Source organism: Hydrogenophaga sp. L76 (assembly GCF_057654755.1).
On sequence record NZ_CM172807.1, the window covers coordinates 12,388 to 29,599 of the forward strand.

General features: G+C 60.7%; 16 protein-coding genes and 2 pseudogenes. 3 read left to right on the forward strand and 15 right to left on the reverse strand.

Annotated features, from left to right (window positions below; genetic code table 11):
- Window positions 1-3: 3 nt before the first annotated feature.
- The 13 genes and pseudogenes from AC23D4_RS00040 to AC23D4_RS00100 form a co-directional block, all read right to left on the reverse strand.
- Complete coding sequence (locus AC23D4_RS00040; RefSeq protein WP_305334496.1) at window positions 4-918, reverse strand: WYL domain-containing protein; 915 nt, start codon at window positions 916-918, stop codon at window positions 4-6.
- A 441-nt stretch (window positions 919-1,359) separates the two neighbouring features.
- Window positions 1,360-2,598: a DUF3987 domain-containing protein gene (locus tag AC23D4_RS00045; RefSeq protein ID WP_472890466.1), complete on the reverse strand. Its 1,239-nt coding sequence runs from the start codon at window positions 2,596-2,598 to the stop codon at window positions 1,360-1,362.
- A 144-nt stretch (window positions 2,599-2,742) separates the two neighbouring features.
- Window positions 2,743-3,624 (reverse strand): plasmid partitioning protein RepB C-terminal domain-containing protein, encoded by an 882-nt coding sequence (locus AC23D4_RS00050; RefSeq protein WP_472890465.1) that lies wholly within the window; start codon window positions 3,622-3,624, stop codon window positions 2,743-2,745.
- On the reverse strand, window positions 3,621-4,523 hold the full coding sequence (locus AC23D4_RS00055; RefSeq protein ID WP_472890464.1) for a plasmid partitioning protein RepB C-terminal domain-containing protein: 903 nt from the start codon (window positions 4,521-4,523) through the stop codon (window positions 3,621-3,623). Before AC23D4_RS00055 ends, AC23D4_RS00050 begins: the two co-directional genes overlap by 4 nt.
- Entirely contained in the window at window positions 4,520-6,013 is a 1,494-nt protein-coding gene (locus AC23D4_RS00060; RefSeq protein WP_487623674.1) for a recombinase family protein, read from the reverse strand. Before AC23D4_RS00060 ends, AC23D4_RS00055 begins: the two co-directional genes overlap by 4 nt.
- An 866-nt stretch (window positions 6,014-6,879) precedes the next feature.
- The gene (locus tag AC23D4_RS00065; protein WP_472890461.1) at window positions 6,880-7,554 is read right to left on the reverse strand and encodes an RloB family protein; all 675 of its coding nucleotides are present in this window, start codon (window positions 7,552-7,554) and stop codon (window positions 6,880-6,882) included.
- A complete protein-coding gene (locus AC23D4_RS00070; RefSeq protein ID WP_147073207.1) occupies window positions 7,554-8,822 on the reverse strand; it encodes an AAA family ATPase in 1,269 nt (422 codons plus the stop codon). Before AC23D4_RS00070 ends, AC23D4_RS00065 begins: the two co-directional genes overlap by 1 nt.
- Window positions 8,823-9,317: 495 nt before the next feature.
- Window positions 9,318-9,500, reverse strand: a complete 183-nt coding sequence (locus AC23D4_RS00075) for a hypothetical protein (protein WP_305335885.1) — start codon at window positions 9,498-9,500, stop codon at window positions 9,318-9,320.
- On the reverse strand, window positions 9,497-10,261 hold the full coding sequence (gene istB, locus AC23D4_RS00080) for an IS21-like element helper ATPase IstB (RefSeq protein ID WP_472888557.1): 765 nt from the start codon (window positions 10,259-10,261) through the stop codon (window positions 9,497-9,499). The genes AC23D4_RS00075 and istB overlap by 4 nt, the downstream gene beginning before the upstream one ends.
- Window positions 10,248-10,853 carry a Mu transposase domain-containing protein gene (locus AC23D4_RS00085; RefSeq protein WP_487623747.1) on the reverse strand — a complete coding sequence of 202 codons (606 nt, stop codon included), beginning with the start codon at window positions 10,851-10,853 and terminating at the stop codon, window positions 10,248-10,250. The genes istB and AC23D4_RS00085 overlap by 14 nt, the downstream gene beginning before the upstream one ends.
- Window positions 10,848-10,931, reverse strand: a pseudogene (locus AC23D4_RS00090) (LacI family transcriptional regulator); the annotation flags it as partial. The gene AC23D4_RS00085 and the pseudogene AC23D4_RS00090, both read right to left, overlap by 6 nt.
- Complete coding sequence (locus tag AC23D4_RS00095) at window positions 10,928-11,299, reverse strand: site-specific recombinase resolvase (protein WP_487623675.1); 372 nt, start codon at window positions 11,297-11,299, stop codon at window positions 10,928-10,930. The pseudogene AC23D4_RS00090 and the gene AC23D4_RS00095, both read right to left, overlap by 4 nt.
- A pseudogene (locus AC23D4_RS00100) lies at window positions 11,299-12,255 on the reverse strand (recombinase family protein); the annotation flags it as partial. The pseudogene AC23D4_RS00100 and the gene AC23D4_RS00095, both read right to left, overlap by 1 nt.
- A 229-nt stretch (window positions 12,256-12,484) precedes the next feature.
- Here AC23D4_RS00100 and AC23D4_RS00105 point away from each other — a divergent pair.
- Window positions 12,485-12,739, forward strand: a complete 255-nt coding sequence (locus tag AC23D4_RS00105; protein WP_487623748.1) for a hypothetical protein — start codon at window positions 12,485-12,487, stop codon at window positions 12,737-12,739.
- A gap of 749 nt (window positions 12,740-13,488) precedes the next feature.
- On the forward strand, window positions 13,489-14,238 hold the full coding sequence (locus AC23D4_RS00110; protein WP_472888910.1) for a 16S rRNA pseudouridine(516) synthase: 750 nt from the start codon (window positions 13,489-13,491) through the stop codon (window positions 14,236-14,238).
- A 13-nt stretch (window positions 14,239-14,251) separates the two neighbouring features.
- Here the strand turns inward: AC23D4_RS00110 and AC23D4_RS00115 are convergent, their stop codons facing one another.
- Window positions 14,252-14,983 (reverse strand): DUF2726 domain-containing protein, encoded by a 732-nt coding sequence (locus tag AC23D4_RS00115; RefSeq protein WP_472888906.1) that lies wholly within the window; start codon window positions 14,981-14,983, stop codon window positions 14,252-14,254.
- 353 nt (window positions 14,984-15,336) lie between these two features.
- Window positions 15,337-16,230: an alpha/beta fold hydrolase gene (locus tag AC23D4_RS00120; protein WP_487623676.1), complete on the reverse strand. Its 894-nt coding sequence runs from the start codon at window positions 16,228-16,230 to the stop codon at window positions 15,337-15,339.
- A 70-nt stretch (window positions 16,231-16,300) separates the two neighbouring features.
- On the opposite strand from AC23D4_RS00120, the gene AC23D4_RS00125 reads away from it, so the two are divergent.
- The gene (locus tag AC23D4_RS00125) at window positions 16,301-17,209 is read left to right on the forward strand and encodes an EI24 domain-containing protein (RefSeq protein ID WP_472888904.1); all 909 of its coding nucleotides are present in this window, start codon (window positions 16,301-16,303) and stop codon (window positions 17,207-17,209) included.
- The last annotated feature ends 3 nt before the right edge of the window (window positions 17,210-17,212 follow it).

Sequence of the window (17,212 nt, forward strand, 5' to 3'; positions counted from 1 at the left end):
CCCTCATTCCGCTTCGGCTTCTGGCCGAAGGTGGTCAGGCGAGCGGTAGCCGGGAGCGAGCAGCGCGTTCTTCACGCCATAGAGCGCCAGGTGATCCCGCAGCCACAGTCGATATTCAGGGCCTCGCAGGCTGTGATCGGGGGAGCAGTCCACGCTCCACTTGCGCAACACATAACCGGCAGTGGCGGCGCGCAGATTCATCTTGAGCAGGCCATCTCGCATGCCGTAGTCCAGCAGAGTGACCTCTGGTCGTGACTGATCCGGATGGGGAACGAGCTCCAGTTCAACGATGCGAGTCCACTGGATATCCTGATCAGGACGCTCATGTGCCTCAACCGGGGCATCTTTCAACACGGCAGGGTCTTGAATCCGGGTCAGCACAAAGTCTCGAAACTCACCCGACTTGCGGTCGAAGGCGCGGGTGTGCCAGCGCAAGCCAGTGTCCAGCAAGGCGAAAGGGACGATCTCACGCTCGCTTTGGCCGTTTTCGACAGATTGGTACTTGATACGCACCGGGCACTTGTGACTGATGGCCCGGGTGATGCTGGCCAGCGTGCTGAGATCGGGCTGCCCCAGCTTGTTGGGAATGTCGCAGGTGATACCGGTGCGGGAGCGGACCGGTTCTCCATCCCCAAAGCCTTCAGCCAGCCACGTCAGGACTCGCTCGGCTGGAAAGTCAAACAGGGGTGTGAACGCTCGCCCAATGATGTATGTCTTGGAGCTCCCGTCGTACTCGATGTTTGCTGGGGCCATCTCTTTGTAGAGCCCCAGGTCTCGGGTAGCTGCGGCTGTTTGGATTCCGAAGCGGGACGCCATGTCCTGGCGGCGGATTTCGCCCACGAACCATAGTCGCAGTTCGATGTACGCCATTCGGTCACGCTGGGCGTGTCCAAGTTCTTGTAGGCGATCTGTGGTCATCTTCTGTTACTCGATTCCAAGTGGACTGATGTAGATCGTCGAGAGTATAAGGGGTCGATTGTTGTGTGTCGATACGATCCTGTAGTTAAATAATCAGCATCAAAATGAGTCTGATTGAAGTGTGATTGTGCAAGTCAAGGAGAGCAAAACTATGTGGCTCATCACCTCCATCGGATTTTTCAGCGTTGTACAGAAGCCGGGCGACAAGCAGAACAGCACGTTGACGGTGCGCTCGCGAGTCCGTAGCGACCTGGCAGCTCTCAAGCAGCACTATCTTCCTGGCTTTGGTGACCCAGTTTTGGATTTTCTCCTGGGAACGTCCGTGCAAGGACTTAGGCGAAATCAGCGAAATCAGCGAAATTAGTGATGCGACAAGCACTTGCGGGTGACCAACGTCGGCGAAGTCAGCGAAAAAATCCCCCTCAGCCTGGCGCTAAGGCGCTATGGCGCTGCCAGCCTGTACACCCGTAGTGGCGCGCCAGGTGCGCCGTCGATGCGGTCGGCCTGTCGCACAGTAATCTTTGGCGGCGTACTCGTCAGAAGGCATTGCAGACTGTCATCGATCAACGACTTCGGCACCTTGCCACGGAAGCATTCTGTGCTGATCTGACTGCGCGTGGCCTGACCTCGATCGTGCAGGAAAGCCAGCACTCGGTTGGAAAGTTCGAGCGCTTGGGCCATCCTGGCATCGTCTGCAGCACTCACAAAAACGTACCTGACGGATGCCGTGATGTACTGTATCCAAGCCATCGCTGCATCGATGTGCGGCACGTCGACTCGAGTCTGCAAATCGGTCAGCGCGAACAACATCGCCAAGCGCAGCAACATCGGCGCACGGCGTTCCATCATCGAATTGACCACTTCGCTACCCTGATCCTCGTTGAGTTCGGTTCGATAGAGTTGGGCGTACCGCCACTGTGCCTGCGCAGACAACTCCATTCGCAAGTGGTCGCGCTGATCCACCTGATCGGCTCCTGTGAATCTGAGTATCTCCAGAACCCTGCTTGCCAAGGCATCCACGGTGGTCTGTGGTGTCGCTTTCGGAAAAGGCAAGATTTGCGATCGCTCGGCCCAGATCATCAGAAACCGGTTGGCAAAGCCATTGGTCAACTCGCGAGCAGTCATCATTTCCGTCAGTTCACTGGGCGAAATAGCGCCGCTGAGGCATACGTGTGGATGACTGGCGTACATCCGGTTCGACTTCGTCGCGGGTTTGAGACTGACGCCATCCCAGCAATCTCGCAGAGCAGCAGATAGCGTATTGCCTTCGCGGCGTCCCTGGTGCAGAACGTTCGCGAATTCGGACTCGACCACCCACAGTCGCTTGTCGTCAATCGCCGGAATTTCCTGTTTGCCTTGTCGATAGCCGTCGTGCATCAGGGCCACAAGGCCCTCGCGGCTGGACAGACCGCCACGATGAATCTGCGGTGCATACCGATCATCCAACTCGCGCAGAGCCTGATCGATTCGCAAGACCAGTTGCACGGCGTCGCCTTTGCGGCCACGCCCCGAGCGCCCGATGTGCAGGCAGAAAATTCGAGTGTGGTGCCAAGTATTCCCGATGGGCAGGTACACGCCCCGTCCAATGGCGCAGGAAAGGTAAGCGATGAAATTGGCCGCGATGGCATAGGGATTGGTTTCCGTGCCCTCGCCGCCAGCACAGGCCACCTCGCCAACCAAGCCGTAAAGGCAAGACCGGTGGGGGTGCGGCGCATTTCGATGGATGCCAGCTCCTGAGTTCGCAAAAGGCGTAACCTCATCAAGGGAGGAACCGAGCGGAGGACCTGATACATCCTCCCTGGGCATTCCAGGGCCCTGCATTCACTACTTGTCCAGAGCCGTGGCCTGGACGATCCCCGAAAACTCGCGCAGGATGTCGGGGTTGTTCTGCGACAGGAACCGGATCACGGCTTCGTTGTCCAGCAGTTTCGTCAGGTAGCCCCTGGCCAGCACCAGGTTGAGGACGTCCTGCCCGTACGACTGCTCGACCAGCTTGAACTGACTTTCCAGGTTTGCCATTTCGCGCTCCATCTTCGCCATTTGATCGGCGGTGACACCTTTGACTTTCTTTGGGCCTCCCTCGTTGACCAGCATGTTTGGGGGCGTAGCTGCCAGCAAGGCCTGGGCGTAGGACACCGTGATGTTGTTTGTGGCCACCATCAGTTCGACGCACTCGACCTGGCGCGTCGGTTTGAGCTTGCGCAGGACCGGACTCAGGTTGGCCGAAAAGTGCTTGTCCCTGAGCAGTCGAACAGCCTCCGCGCAGATCCCGTCCAGCAGGTTGATCTTCTTGGTGATGTGCTCCAGGTCCAGTTCCAATGATTTCGCCAACCGAGCCGGTGTGACGCCACGGTCCACCGCCCGCCGAATCATGAAATGCTCCTGGATGGTCGACAACCGGTTGATACGGTTGTTGTAGGTGTAGCTCTCGTCGTCCTTGGCGATTAGGCATGGAGCATCAGTGAAGCCCAATTCCTGCAAGGCAAACATTCGGATGTGCCCGTCCAGCAGCAGGTGCATACCACTGATCCTGTCTGCTTTGGCGATCGTCAGGGGTTCGATCAGGCCAACGGCATCGATAGAGGAAATGATCTGCTTGAACTTGCGCGAACTCATGAGCCCGTCAGGGGCTTTGCGAGAGGGCAACAGTTTTTCGAAGGCCACTGTAATGGGTTCAGGGATGAATCCCAGGTTGCTTCGCGTCATGAGGCGTTTCCTGCGGGCCAGACGCGTTCAGCAATGTATTTCGGCAGACTATCCAGCCCCTCGGCGCGCAGCAGGTTGGTGAAGTTCTCATCGGCCATGAGTTGGCGCATGGCTTCAGCCACGAAGAGCAGTCGCTGCTGGGCGAATTCCGCTTTCTTGACCATGAGCTTTTGCCGTTCGACCTCGTGCTGGTACGTCCTGATCAGGCTGGAGGACGTCACGTCCGGGACCTTGCGCGGCGCCCCCCTTGCGATGGACCGCCCCAGCGATCGGCGTTTTTCGATGACCTTGCGCGCCTGGATCAGGTGGTTGCCGCGCAATTGGCCGTTTTCATAGGCATCTTGCAGGGCCGCCTGGATGTCCTTGTCATTACTACCAGCCCCTGCGATGGCCAGCGCAGCGTTGAGCGGGATGCGGCCACTTTCAACCGCAATCAGTAGCCGCTCCTCGCCGTTTTTGAGTAACTGCAAGATGCCATGAACGTAGTCCTGGCCCAGCCCCGTCTTTTGGGCGATGGCCTTTTTGTCGTAGCCCTGATCGCGCATCTGTTCGATGCCCGCCAGCAACTCCAGGGTTCGCCCCTGGCGGCGGGCGATGTTTTCAGCCAGGCTCATGATGAAACCGTCTTCGTCGCTGACATCGACGACCATGGCCGGGATGGTGGTCTCGCCCAGGGACTTGAAGGCCTTGAGCCGACCTTCACCGCAGATCAGCAAGAATTTCTCCCGGCCATCGCCGTCCTTGCGCGGCGTGACCGTGATCGGCTTCTTCAAGCCAATGTTCTTGATGTTTCCGACGATGTCATCGAAGATTCGGCCATTGCGGTCGCGCGGATTGAGGACTTCGATCTTGTCGATCGGAATCATCTGGAGATTGCTGGACGGATGTTCTTTGCTCATGCGGCCCTCCTGACGCGGGTACGTTCTGCCATGCCGTGGAGATAGTCCAGGCTGTCAAAGCGGTAGCTCTCGAACTCGATGCCGTTGTGTTCGGCCAGGCTGATGCGTGGCAGGCCGAAATCCAGGCGCGGGAGCAAGTAGTAATCCAGTGGAGCTTGGTTCGGTTGGTCCAGGCGCACGGCCACCGTGATGTCAGGTGCCAGACTGGTATCGAAGCGAACCTTCCAGCGCAGACGCCCGCTGTCGTGGGTTTGGCACCGGGCCAAAACGACCGAAATGCTGAACTCCCGGTTCACCGTCAGCAGGTCGGTGGCCGGGTCTCGCACGACCGTGCCACCGAGTTGCGCGATGGCTCGTTCGGTCTGGCCGATGATTTCCGGGTGCAGCTTGCGCAGGAACTTGTTGACCTCCAGGAACTGGTAGTCCCGATCGGGGGTGAAGCCCACCGCCTCATAGGCCCGGATCAGGCTGCCGAAGCGGTGGATGTAAGCGGCGGCCGACGGCATCCCTTCGGCCTCATCGATGATCAGACCCGACAAAAAGCCACGATGCTGGTACAGGTTGCGCAGCTTCTCGATCAACTCCTCGCTGCTGAACCGGTGCGCCCGTGCCCGAATGATCCCCTGGGCCATGTAGAACACCTCCGGCGGCACGATCGCCTCGAAGGCGCCTTCCTTCTTGATCCACATGTCCGGCTGGTTCGTGATCCGGTGTTTTTTTAGCTTGAAGGAGATCCGGTTGTAGACGTTGTTGCCGATGTACTTTTCGTTGGTCAGCACCTCGCGGACAGTGGCCCGGGTCCAATCCCGGTCCAAGTCGGTACGAGTTCCTTGGCCATTGAGTCGGGTCGCGATTTCCGACTCCGGTATGCCGCCATCGATGAACCACTTGTAGATCTGGTTGACCGTCTGTACCTCGGCGTCGGGGCCTGGCATCAGGATCACCCGATCCGTTTGCAGGCTTTTGTGCTCTCCGCGAGTCAACTCACTTTTGACGGAGCCACTCTGGTCGATCAGGACGCGGCGCAGGCCGTAACCGGCCGGGCCACCTTGGCGGTACCCCAATTCGATCAGGCGGCACTGCCCGGCAAACACCTTGGCGGACAGTTCCCGGCTGTACTCGCCCGCCATGGCACGTTTGACACCTTTGACGATGGTGGAAACCGGTGAGCCATCGTTTTCGAACTGTTCGGCCACGTAGGTGACGTGGATGCCAGCGCGGCGGCAGATGTACTCGTAGTAGGCGCTTTCGTCAGCGTCCTGGAACCGACCCCAGCGGCTGACGTCGTATACCAGCACCATCTGGAAGTCGGTGGTACCGGACTCCACGTCTTTGATCAATTGTTGCAGCGCCAGCCGCCCGCCAATGTTCAGGCCGCTTTTGCCTTCGTCGGCATAGGTCCGGACGATCTCGATGCCGCGTTGCGCAGCGTACTCGCGGATCTTGTCGGCCTGGTTTTCGGTCGAGTACTGTTGGTGCTCGGTCGACATCCGGACGTATTCGGCGGCCCGGAACAAGGCAGGTTGGTCTGGCTTTCCACTTTCTGATTCTTCTGATTGCATAGGGACCGATCACACAATTTTTGATTGGTGCTCTCGGGCCCTGCGTTTCACTTCATCTGTAGCTGTGGCGCCGGTGGTTGCCAGCGTCGAGGTACCGTTGAGGCGGTTGCCATGCAGGTGTTCGAGAGCTCATTTGGGCGCAACGGTAATACCCGGCATGTGAGATGACCATCACGTCCTCTCTTTGCACGCGTCCTTTTTGCAGGGACATTCCACGCGCGCCGGGGTGATTTCCGCGATCCAGACGTCACTCTTTGCAGACGGTTCCTGCTGGAACTTGATCCAGTACAGGCCGGATAGTGGGGTGCCTTTGGTCACCACGGTCGCCACTGGTGCTGGGCTACTTTTGTCAGTCTGGCTCCTGTACGTTCGCCAGTAATCAGGATTACGATCCAGCCAAGCGCGCTGGCTGCGTGACTGGTTGTCACGGTAGTCGGGATCGGTCTGCATCTTGACGCTTTGCCACCGAAGTCGTCTCTCGCGTTGACAGGCGGGTGCCGAACAGTAGGCTTGATCGGGGACCTGAGGTCGGGGTGTAAACGGCTCGCCGCAGCAGGCGCAATTTTTGGTGGGCATCGAGTTTCTCCATACGAAAATTTGTATGGAACCCGCTGGCCAACTCTGGTGGCCTATTGCCTTGTGCAACGATGTTGGCGACTCGGTATGGCTGCAAACCAATCAAACACCCATTCACACCCATTTCTTCTCCTTGTCTTTACAAGTGAGACGAATCGTCACAACGAGGTCATGACACGACGGTGCGCTCCGCAATGGCTGCGCTTATCGCTGCGATGTCAGCCACGAAGTGTTGTCAGCAACTTCACCAATTCGACAATGGCAGTGAACGGTTCGGGATCTGTGTGCGCCGTGAAACGCGCTGACAACCGTTCTGCACGCAGGGTGGCGACCGATAAATGCGCGCCGGTGATCGCGAACGCGTTGCCAGCACCTTTGTCGTACCCTGGAATGTGCAGCTTGAGGCGGCGCATCACTTCATCACGATGCAGCGGAGCCTGAATATCCTCAAAATGCAGCAACAGCCACAACTCAAAACTGGGCACGGAAGCAATGGCCTGAAAGGCTACCGGCTGCTTGGCATCGTTCCTGAGCTTGCCATCGAGCGAGGCAGCCAGCATCAGCGCCTCGTGATAACTGTCATGGTCATCGCGGTCAAACACGGCATAGACCTTCTCGAACGCGCGACGCTGAATGTTCTTGTGGCGGTCGCCATCTTCAAACAATGCTTGGGCGTAATGCACCACCTGGATAGGTGCAGTGCCCAATTCGCTGGGTCGAACTTCCACATTGGCAGTGTGCAAGCGGAAGGCCGCACGGATCTCACGAAAGTAATTCGGCTCGGTCTTGCTGCCTTCAGAAACGATCAAGATGCGGTCGTAGCTCGCCCGCCGTCCCTGCTTGCGCTCAAGCTGTTTCTGTTGTCGCTCTTTGGGGGAGTTGTCGCGAGCCATCAGTGTTTCAGCCCCAGGGTGTGGCTGAGGAATGGCACGCCGCCATACCGTCCCATCAGGTAGCCGCGTTCCAGTGCCTCGTTCTTGCGCGGGCTGAATTCGGATAAGCTGACTAACGCCGAGGTCTGATCACGGTCTTTTTCTACGAACCACACTTGATCGCGTCGGAACAAATCTGGTGCGTCCAGCAGCGACGTGTCGTGCGTCGTGAATATCAGTTGTGCGCCGCCGGTGTTGATCTCTGGGCGGTGGAACAGTCGCACGAGTTCGCGCACCAGCAAGGTGTGCAAGCTGGTGTCGAGCTCGTCGATGACCAGCGTTAGCCCTTTGCGGAGGATGTCGAGCACTGGTCCTGCAAGAAACAGCAAATTGCGCGTGCCGTTGGATTCGTCCATCAATTCAAACACGGCTTTGCCCTGTTCGGTGACGTGATGGAAGCGCAGCTTGTGTTCTTCCATTTCTTCCGAGCGCACTTCAGTTTTACCGGCCACCAAGTCAAAGTGAACGGCCTGCCCAGGGACTTTGCGTGTTTCCACATCAATGTCGGCGATGCTGATGTCGGCAGCAGAGAGGAAGTTGCAAATCTCCTTGCGGCCGTCATCCTGCTTGAGCATCTGAATGGACACCTGCGGACTGAGTTGGGCTTGCTCGTTGAAGATCACCAGGCGATTCACAAACCAGTCGAACACCGGTCGCAAGGCTTCGCTGTTGAGTTGTACGGCCATCGACAGGAAGAGGGCGTTCGGTCGGGTGGCACCTTCCCACAGGTTCTTGGGTCCTTTCAGGCCGGGACCGAAGTCGTAGACATCCTTGCCGGTCTCAGTGTCAAAGCGGCGTGTGAACCAACGCTGGGGCTTGAACGCCTTGTAAACCAGCAGGTGCTCACTGACGATCCGCTGAGCTGTCATGGAAAAGCCATACTGGTAGCGCACACCATCGAGCAGGAACGTGACTTCGAACTCGCTGGGTTGACTGGCGGAATCGACATCGAGTCGGAAGGGCTGAACTGCGAAGGTCTGGCCCGGCTGGATCGCCGTCGCGGACTCGGTCACCACGCCGCGCATGTACTGCAGGGCTTTAATGAGATTGGACTTGCCGCTCGCGTTGGCACCATAGACCACAGCACTGCGCACCAGGGTGGGTGCGGCACTGATGCCGGTGGCTTGGGTGTGGGTGTCCTGCAGGGTCTTGTCCTTGGACGCAACAAGACTAAGCACCTGCTCGTCGCGCAGACTGCGGAAGTTCTTGACGCGGAACTCGACCAGCATTGCATTCACCTCGTTTTTCTAAAATAGAGTCTCATTATGACTCAAAAGTGCAAAAAACAAAGATATTTTTGAATTCTGGGGTGGTTTGAGTGATCTGGGTTGGCATCGCAGGCCGAGGCAGGCCTGCCGGTTGTCAAGTCCCCGTTTGAACTTCGCTGGAGCCTTGACGTGGCACCCAGCTGCGGTTCGGCCAAATCGTCGAATCCGCGCCCTAAAGACCCGTGCGTTACTATCTGGTTCAGATGACGGACGCGGGTTCGGTTCCGTGTTCCACCACCATTTACCCAATGTTAGCGGCGATCTAAACCCGCGTAAATCTGGCGGCGGTAAATGGTGACGGAATCCGGTGGTCATTTGTGGCGGCGGATTCTGGTGGCGGCTTTCGGTGCTGAGTGCGCCACCAACAGCAAGGGCCCCGTCAGGGGCCCTTGCTGTTGGCGTGGGAGATTCGTCGTTGTTCAGAACGGCAACTCCGGGTCAAAGTCGTCCAGCGATTCACTGTGTCACGCGCTGCTCGCGCAGCAGGTTCTGGATGACCCGGCCGTAATGGGTCCAGACGCGATCGCGCAGATCATCAAGCAACTCCATCACCGCCAAGGCCTGCTCTGGTGTCCAGGTGTCGTCCACCGTGAAGGGCAGCCCATGGTGCAGTCCTGAAGGCGGGTGCCACGGCTTCATGCTGTTTCCTTCGACGGTTTGCGCTTTGCGGTGCGCGCCCGGGCGCGTTCTTGTGCCTCCTTGTGCCGGTACGACTGGCCCTTGATACCGACAATTTCGGCGTGGTGGACCAGGCGGTCCACGAGTGCGACCACGCAGGCCGCGTTGGGGAACACTTCACCCCACTCGGCAAACGATTTGTTCGTGGTGATCAGCGTGCTCTTGTGCTCGTGGCGCCGGCTGATCAACTCGAACAGCAGATCGGCATAGCGGCTGGAATACGACAGATACCCGACCTCATCAATGGCCAGGAGCTCTGGCCTGGCGTAGTGGCGCAGCCGGGTGCGCAGTGCCGAATCGCTGTCCAGACTGGCCAGCTCGCCCAGCAGCTTGCCGGCGGTGGTGAACAGGACGGTGTGTCCCTGCAACACCGCCTGGTGCGCAATGTTCTGCGCGATCGTGGTCTTGCCGACCCCGGAGGGCCCCACCAGGATGGCGTTGCTGGCGTTTTGCAGGAACTGCAGCGTCATCAGCTCGCTCACGCTGGCCTGGTCAATCTGCTCGGGCCAGCGCCAGTCGTAATCCACCAAGGGCTTGAAGCGCCCGATGCGCGCACTGTGCAGGCGCCGCTCCATGGATCGGCGGGTTCTCTCCTGCTCTTCCCAGTCCAGCAATGTGCCCACCCAGGGTTCGGTGCAGCAGGTACTCCAGTTGGCCAGCACCCCGTGCAGTTGCAACGCCTGGGCGCGGTGTTTGAGTGTGGCCGAATCAGTTGCTGGCATCGTCACTCTCCTGCGTGAGACGGTCATAGCTGTCCAGGCTGTGGGGGCGCACGGCGATGTCGCGCGCGCGCACCTGCGCGGACAGGGCCACGCCCAGCGGGGGCGGGGTTTGCTGCTGGCGCTGGCGTTGGCGTTGGTGTTGCAGCGCCAGACGAACCGCATGGGGGTGCGGCACACCGCGGCTCATGGCATCGGCGACGGCGGCCGTCATCTGCGTGCGTCCATGCACATCCAGGAGTTCCTGCAACTCACGGGCGATGCGTCCCAGCGGCTCACCCCGCTTGGCCGCCTCTGTCAGCAAATCCTGCACCTGAGGCAGCGCGTGCACCAGGCGGTCCGTGTCGCGATGGGCTCGCGCGGCTCGCTTGTGCTGCACCAGTTCCTGCACATGGGCCTCGATCTCGATCTGCTGAGCCTTGTCCCAGCAACGCGGGTGCGTGGCCAGTGCCTGCTGGCCGTCCAGAATACGCACCTCATGCAGGCTGGCGTGCACGCTCAGGCTGCGCTGTACGTGGGTGTGGGGGATGGAATAGTCGTTCAGGTCAAAGCGAACATAGGGTGTCTTGGCCGCTGTCACGCCGCGGATCTCCATCTGCACGCCGCCAGCAGGCAGCGGCGTCTGATACGTCACTGGGTCGCCCTTGGCGTGGCCGCGATGCTTCTTGCTCACACATCCTCCTCAAAACTGGCCATGAGCTGGCGCTGGGCGTGCCAGTCCACCATCAGCCGGTTTCGCTGAAACCACATCAGCGTCAGCCGCCGTGGCTGCTTGCCCGCCATGAACTGCTCAATGATGTCGGGGGCCAGCAGGGTCAGTCGCAGCAGTTCGTTGACCACCGAGTGGTGCAGCTTCTCGGCGCGGGCGATGGCCGACCCGCTCTGCATCGCGCCGGTGTCCAGCAGGTGTTGCCAGTAGAAGGCCCGTGCCACACCGTCGAGCAGTGTCACGTCGTGGATGTGCCGGTCGTCGGCAGCCACGCGTTGGACGCCCCGTCGGCGAAACGTCAGGGGCACAAAGGTTTCCATCGGATCAATCATCAGGCTTCGACCTCCAGCAGTTCAGCACCAATGCTGTCCGGGGCGAACTCCTCGATGAGCGCGTTCCAACCTACCTCACGCCACTTCACCTTGATCCCCTGCACCTCGCCCGCGTGGACGAGGTCGATGCGCTCGATCATCAGATTGGCGATGCGGTGGCGCTCGACCGGGAACAGTTGATCCCACACGTTGTTGAGGCGTCCGAACCCAGCCATGGCCATCACGGTGGTGGCCTCGTCGATCTGGGCCCCCAGTTTTTTCTGGTTCTGTTGGATGTGCCGCACCACCGACGCCACGGTCTCCGGGCTGGTCAGCACCGTTCGGATTTGGGCCACTACCGCCCCCTCGATCTCCAGCGCGGGCAGGCGCTCGTAGCCCTTGCCCGGCGCGCCGAAGCGCGCTTCCGACTTGGACACGTAGTAGTGGTACTTGCGCCCGTTCTTGCGCGAGTAGGTCGGGTACATCCGCTCGCCCGAGGGCGCGTACAGCAGGCCGCGCAGCAAGGCGTCGGTGCGCGACCTGATCTTGGTTTCCACCGACCGGGTGTGGCCGTCTTTGGCCAGCACCTCGTGAACCCGCCCCCACAACCCGGGATCGATGATGGCTTGATGCACGCCCGGGTACCAACTGCCCTTGTGCGACAACTCACCAAGGTAGATGCGGTTGCGCAGCAGCTTGTGCAGGTACTTCTTGTCGATTCGCGTGCCAGCCCGAGTCTGGCCATCCTGTGTCGTCCAGGCCTTGGTGGTGATGCCATCCAGCGTCAGGTTGGCGGCAATCTGGGTGGGCGAGCCGATGGTCAACATCTCCTCGAAGATGCGCCGCACCACCGCCGCCTCGGTGTCGTTGATGACCAGCAGACGGTTCTCGACGTCGAAGCCGAGCGGCGGCACGCCACCCATCCACATCCCTTTGCGCTTGCTGGCGGCGATCTTGTCGCGGATGCGCTCGCCGGTGCACGCCGGCAAATGGATGCCGCTTGACCTGCCAGCGGAGTGGCCGGGCTGTGGCACCTGTTTCGCTGATCGAGTTGCCATTGACCTGCAAGGCATCGGTGATGCTGTGACAAAGGTCGCGCGGGTCCGAGGTGTCACTCAAGCGGTCTTAGCACGGCAGACTCTGATCGACGCAATCGGGCATTGACCCGCCTTTGGAGAAGCCTTGATCGTTCGCCTCACCGAGTACTTGACGAGTCGTTTCGGTCGTGGTTTCAGCCGGAAAAACCTTCAGCAGATGAGGTTCTTGTACCTGGCATGGCCGGTCACACAGATTTGCCAGACACCGTCTGATGAATTCACCAGCCCCATGATTGCGCAGACAGCGTCTGCGCAATCGGCATTCACCACCCCGGTGTCCGAGACGCTGTCTCGGATTTCCGTACCCCCTGAGCGCTTTTGCCAAGCTTTCACCCTGCCGTTGTCCGCGCATGTGCGCCTGTAGCCGGTCAGTACCCTCACGGCGCGCTGCTTCTACAAAACTGAACACCTCCGCTGCGGCTTGAGCCGTGCGCCGAGTCAACAGCCAGTTCTACGAACGCATCGCCCTGTCACACGATATTGCGATCCGTTATGTTGGTGCTTTGCCACTCGTTGCGAGACTTGGATGATCTGATCTGTTGGGCTGCCAACAGGCAAAAAGGTGAGTGGAACCGTGCTTGGAGCCACGTCGACAGACCGTACATCTCGATAGGGAGCCGTTCGTGGCGCTCCCGCCGATGGGGAGGTTATGACCGAGCTTACTGATCAACCTTCCATGACGCTGGGAACCTTGGGGGCCGCAGCGATGGTTTTACTTTCGGTCGGCGTCGTTTCTCGAGCTTCGTTGTCTGGGTAGTTGCGCAAGGTTCACAGCAGCCTGGCATTGCAGTGGTGCTCGACCTGTGCAGCTTGGAGCCGTGGTGGTGCGACAACACGACTTGACCGCTTGAGCCGTGTTCTAATTCTGCCTAGGCTTTTTTTTCTTTGGCATGAACGAGACGCGGCAGCGGGCACGGAACCGGGGAACAAACCGGGGAACAAATTGGTTCCGGTTTGACGCGGATTCAAATGTTTTTGCTGGCTCTGGGGCATCTTTCAATAGACCCCAGCCCACCACAACCAGAAAGCCCCGAAGCGTCATTGCTTCGGGGCTTTTTCTTGTCTGCCCATTCGTGCGGTTCATGTTCAACCGCGGTGGTATTCCCGATCATGATGCAGTTGCAGGACATTCTTTTTTCCCAGGGCTTCGGCACACGCCGCGTTTGCTGCGGCCTGGTGCAGCAGGGGCTGGTGCAGTTGGGTGAGCAGCGGCAGGTCTGCGAAGACCCGGCCAAAGTGGTGGACGAGCAGGGGCTGGTTTTCTGGGTGCAGGGTGAGCGCTGGGAATACCATGCGCTGGCTTATCTGTTGCTTCACAAGCCGGCGGGAACGGAGTGTTCGCAGAAGCCCAGCACCTACCCCAGCATCTACACCCTGTTGCCTGGCCCCTTGCGCATGCGCGGAGGTGGTGCCGCCGCGGGTGTGCAAGCCGTGGGGCGCCTGGATCAGGACACCACGGGCCTGCTGCTGCTCTCGGACGACGGCAAGTTCATTCACCGTCTGACTTCACCGCGGCACCATGTGCCCAAGGTGTATGAGGCGCAACTCAAGCATCCGATCACCCCGGATCAGGTGGCGCGTTTGCTGGCTGGCGTGGTGCTGGATGACGATCCCCGGCCGGTGAAGGCGGCGGCTTGTCGCGCTGTGGGTGAACACCACCTGCAGCTCACGCTGACCGAGGGCAAATACCACCAGGTCAAGCGCATGGTGGCTGCTGTGGGCAATCGGGTGGAGGGTTTGCACCGGTCGTCCATCGGCGGTTTGCAGCTCTCCGGCGAGCTGGCGCCGGGTCAATGGCGCTGGCTCAGCGGTGAAGAGGTCGCGGCCCTGACGCTGAAGGTGCCCGCTTCGAAGCCCACCTGAGCGAGCGCGCCACTCAGAGCAACTCGCCCTTGCGACTGTCGAGAGGGATGAGGAAGGAATTTTCCTGCCATTGCGAGCCGAGTTCGCTGGCCCGGGACTCGCCGGAGGTGCTGCTGGGCCAGGTGGACAGGGGGCTGAAATCGCTCTGGCGGCTGCCGCGCTGGCGGGTGAGTGCCGAACGCAGGTTGTTTTGCGCGGCGATCATGGCGCGCTCTTCCTGCTCGCGTTCGCGCATGGACTGGGCGGTGGGCGTTTCGCCCAGGAATTCGGCCCGGATCTCTGAAACCGTGGGCAGGGCACTGGAGCGAACCACCCAGTAAGGCAGGCCACACTGGGTGAGCAGCGAGTGTTTGAGCAGGCGCGTGCTGCGTGGCAGGGCGTTGCGACCCGGCACATCCAGGCAACCCACCACACGGCCATCGGACTTGCAGATGGTGAACGTGCAGTACACGCCACCGAGCAACTTGTACCAGTCCATGCCATTTTCCTTGTCCCGCGGCAGGGTGAAGCGCGTGACCGGCAACTTGATCATGATGTGGTGGTCGTAGAACGCGCGAGCCAGCCAGTGCCAGACGCGCGCTTCTTCGCTGTTGGTGATGGAGCGGGCGCTCAGGGGCCAGTGTTTGGGAATGCGTCGGCGCGCCTTGGCCTGCCTGGCTTCCCAATAGCGGTGCAGCACCGCACCCAGCACCACCAGCGCAGGTGCCAGCACGGCCAGCAGCCATGGGTTGTTCCAGGAGTTCATGGTGAAGAGGGACTCAAGGCAGATACGTAGGAATGATGTGTCAAATGTATATTTTTGATACAAGAATGGTTACTTTTGTGGTGATATCGCACGGCTTGATCGTGACTTCCTTGCGGTTTGGAGGGGCCTTGTGGGGTTGCGGAAGGCTGATGCGTGGCGTGGGTCTGCACGGGGAGGTTCCGACCGGGGCCAGCCGAACAGCCACAGAGCCTGCCGGCGGCTGACGCGGTTGATCTGGGGGCTGTGCGCCAGCGTGTGGATGGGGTGATTGTTCTGGTGATGCGGGTCGGGGGGGGTGCGGCCAGAAATTGTGCCCAAGGTGGCTGTCCGCGTACATCCCCCGGACGGAGGATTCAGGGCAAGGAGGCGAGAAAACGTTCGATGGCGCTGGTCAGGGTGGCGGGGTGGTCGCGGTGCGGGCTGTGTCCACAATCGGGTATCTCCAGTGTCCGGGCATGAGGCGCCGCGCGCTCGATCTCGCGCAACTGTTCCAGGCTGCCGTATTCGTCCTGAAGTCCCTGGATGGCGAGCAGCGGTGCCTGGATCTCCCGGCATTCGGGGCGGATGTCAAAAGCCCGAAAGGCGTCGCTCAGCCAGATGTCGTTCCATTGCCAGAACGCATTGTCGACATCGGCGTGGTGGCGCGCGAGCCGGTCGCGCAGGTTCTGGTTGCCTGCTCGCGGGTTTTGGGCGTTGCCGGTGGCGTCGGGCAGATAGGCGTTGCGCGCTTGTGCGATGGCGTTCAGGGCGACTTCTTCGACAAAAACATGCGGCGCCAAGACCACGCAGGCGCTCACGGGGTGGCGGCTGGCGTGCAGCAGTGCGATGCTGGCGCCGTCCGAGTGCCCCACCAGCACCGGGCGTTCCACGCCCCAGGCGGCGAGCAGCGTGGGCAGGACGTTGAAGGCCTCCAGGTGCATGTAGTCCGGTTCGTGGCGACCCACATGCCAGCTGCCCTGCCAGCGCGATGGCCCCCTGACATCGGCAACCGGATCCGATTGGCCATAGCCGCGGCGCGAATAGACCCAGCCGGCACGACCGGTGGCGGCGCAGAGTTCGCGCGGCCAGTCTTGCCCGCGCTGCTGCCACATGGACACGCTGCCCAGCCCTTCGTGCAGAAACACCAGCGGTGCGCGATCCGGGGGGCCGGGCAGGTGGACGGTTTCCAGCTGGATGCCGTCGATGGGGGTGCTGTTCATGGGATGGCGGTGTGGATCGATGATGGCCGGTTCGAGGTCGGGATTCACGGTTCATGCCTTGACACTCGGTCGGGTCCGGCGGGGCCCTGGCGGGTTGAAAGCCTGTATTCTTGCTGCGATGAAACCCATGCTCCATGCTTTCTGGCGTGCTGCGGTGTATTGCATGCATCCGCGGGTGATCGCGCTGTCGTTTCTGCCGCTGGTCCTGATGGTGGCACTGTCGTTTGGCCTGGGCTACTTTTTCTGGGAATCAACGGTCGCCTCCGTGACGGCCTGGCTGGAAACCTATGGATTCGTGCAGGGTGCCTTGGGCTGGCTGGATCGGGTGGGCATGGGCGCCTTGCGGGCGGTCTTCGCACCGCTGCTGGTGCTCGTGCTGGCCACGCCGGTGATCGTGGTGCTGTCGCTGCTGCTGGTGGCATTGTTCATGACGCCCGCCATGGTCGAGCTGGTGGGTCAGCGCCGCTTTCCAGCCATGGAGCGCAAGCAGGGCGGCTCGCTGATCGTGAGCGTGCTCTGGTCGCTCGGCTCCACGCTGCTGGCGCTGGTCGCGTTGCTGGTGTCGATGCCACTGTGGCTGGTGCCGCCGCTGGTGTTGATCGTGCCGCCACTGATCTGGGGCTGGCTCACGTACCGGGTGTTTGCCTTTGATGCGCTGGCGGTGCATGCCAGCGCTCCGGAGCGCAAGGCGCTGATGCGGGAGCACCGGGGCACCTTGTTGCTGATGGGCATCCTCAGCGGCTATCTCGGTGCAGCCCCCAGCCTGATCTGGGCATCGGGCGCCATGCTGATCGCCCTGGCTCCGCTGCTGATTCCGGTCGCGATCTGGATCTACACACTGGTCTTTGCCTTTGCGTCCCTCTGGTTTGCCCATTTCGCCCTGGCGGCGCTGGAGCGTCTGCGGGCGACCACGGCGGTCGAGATCCTTGAGGCGGAGCCTCAGGCGGACCCGGGCCGGATTGACCCACCGCCGGATGGGCCCGGCACGCCGCCTTTTTTACCGCCATCCACGTCTTCCGGAAGTTGAACC

What these genes read in the sequence shown, in the direction of transcription:
- AC23D4_RS00115 (WP_472888906.1), bottom strand. Translation starts at nt 14,983, where the DNA reads ATGAACTCCTGGAACAACCCATGGCTGCTGGCCGTGCTGGCACCTGCG.
- AC23D4_RS00050 (WP_472890465.1), bottom strand. Translation starts at nt 3,624, where the DNA reads ATGACGCGAAGCAACCTGGGATTCATCCCTGAACCCATTACAGTGGCC.
- AC23D4_RS00075 (WP_305335885.1), bottom strand. Translation starts at nt 9,500, where the DNA reads ATGAAGCCGTGGCACCCGCCTTCAGGACTGCACCATGGGCTGCCCTTC.
- AC23D4_RS00040 (WP_305334496.1), bottom strand. Translation starts at nt 918, where the DNA reads ATGACCACAGATCGCCTACAAGAACTTGGACACGCCCAGCGTGACCGA.
- AC23D4_RS00125 (WP_472888904.1), top strand. Translation starts at nt 16,301, where the DNA reads ATGAAACCCATGCTCCATGCTTTCTGGCGTGCTGCGGTGTATTGCATG.
- AC23D4_RS00095 (WP_487623675.1), bottom strand. Translation starts at nt 11,299, where the DNA reads ATGATTGATCCGATGGAAACCTTTGTGCCCCTGACGTTTCGCCGACGG.
- AC23D4_RS00055 (WP_472890464.1), bottom strand. Translation starts at nt 4,523, where the DNA reads ATGAGCAAAGAACATCCGTCCAGCAATCTCCAGATGATTCCGATCGAC.
- AC23D4_RS00070 (WP_147073207.1), bottom strand. Translation starts at nt 8,822, where the DNA reads ATGCTGGTCGAGTTCCGCGTCAAGAACTTCCGCAGTCTGCGCGACGAG.
- AC23D4_RS00065 (WP_472890461.1), bottom strand. Translation starts at nt 7,554, where the DNA reads ATGGCTCGCGACAACTCCCCCAAAGAGCGACAACAGAAACAGCTTGAG.
- istB (WP_472888557.1), bottom strand. Translation starts at nt 10,261, where the DNA reads ATGCCAGCAACTGATTCGGCCACACTCAAACACCGCGCCCAGGCGTTG.
- AC23D4_RS00085 (WP_487623747.1), bottom strand. Translation starts at nt 10,853, where the DNA reads ATGGAGATCCGCGGCGTGACAGCGGCCAAGACACCCTATGTTCGCTTT.
- AC23D4_RS00060 (WP_487623674.1), bottom strand. Translation starts at nt 6,013, where the DNA reads ATGTCGACCGAGCACCAACAGTACTCGACCGAAAACCAGGCCGACAAG.
- AC23D4_RS00110 (WP_472888910.1), top strand. Translation starts at nt 13,489, where the DNA reads ATGCAGTTGCAGGACATTCTTTTTTCCCAGGGCTTCGGCACACGCCGC.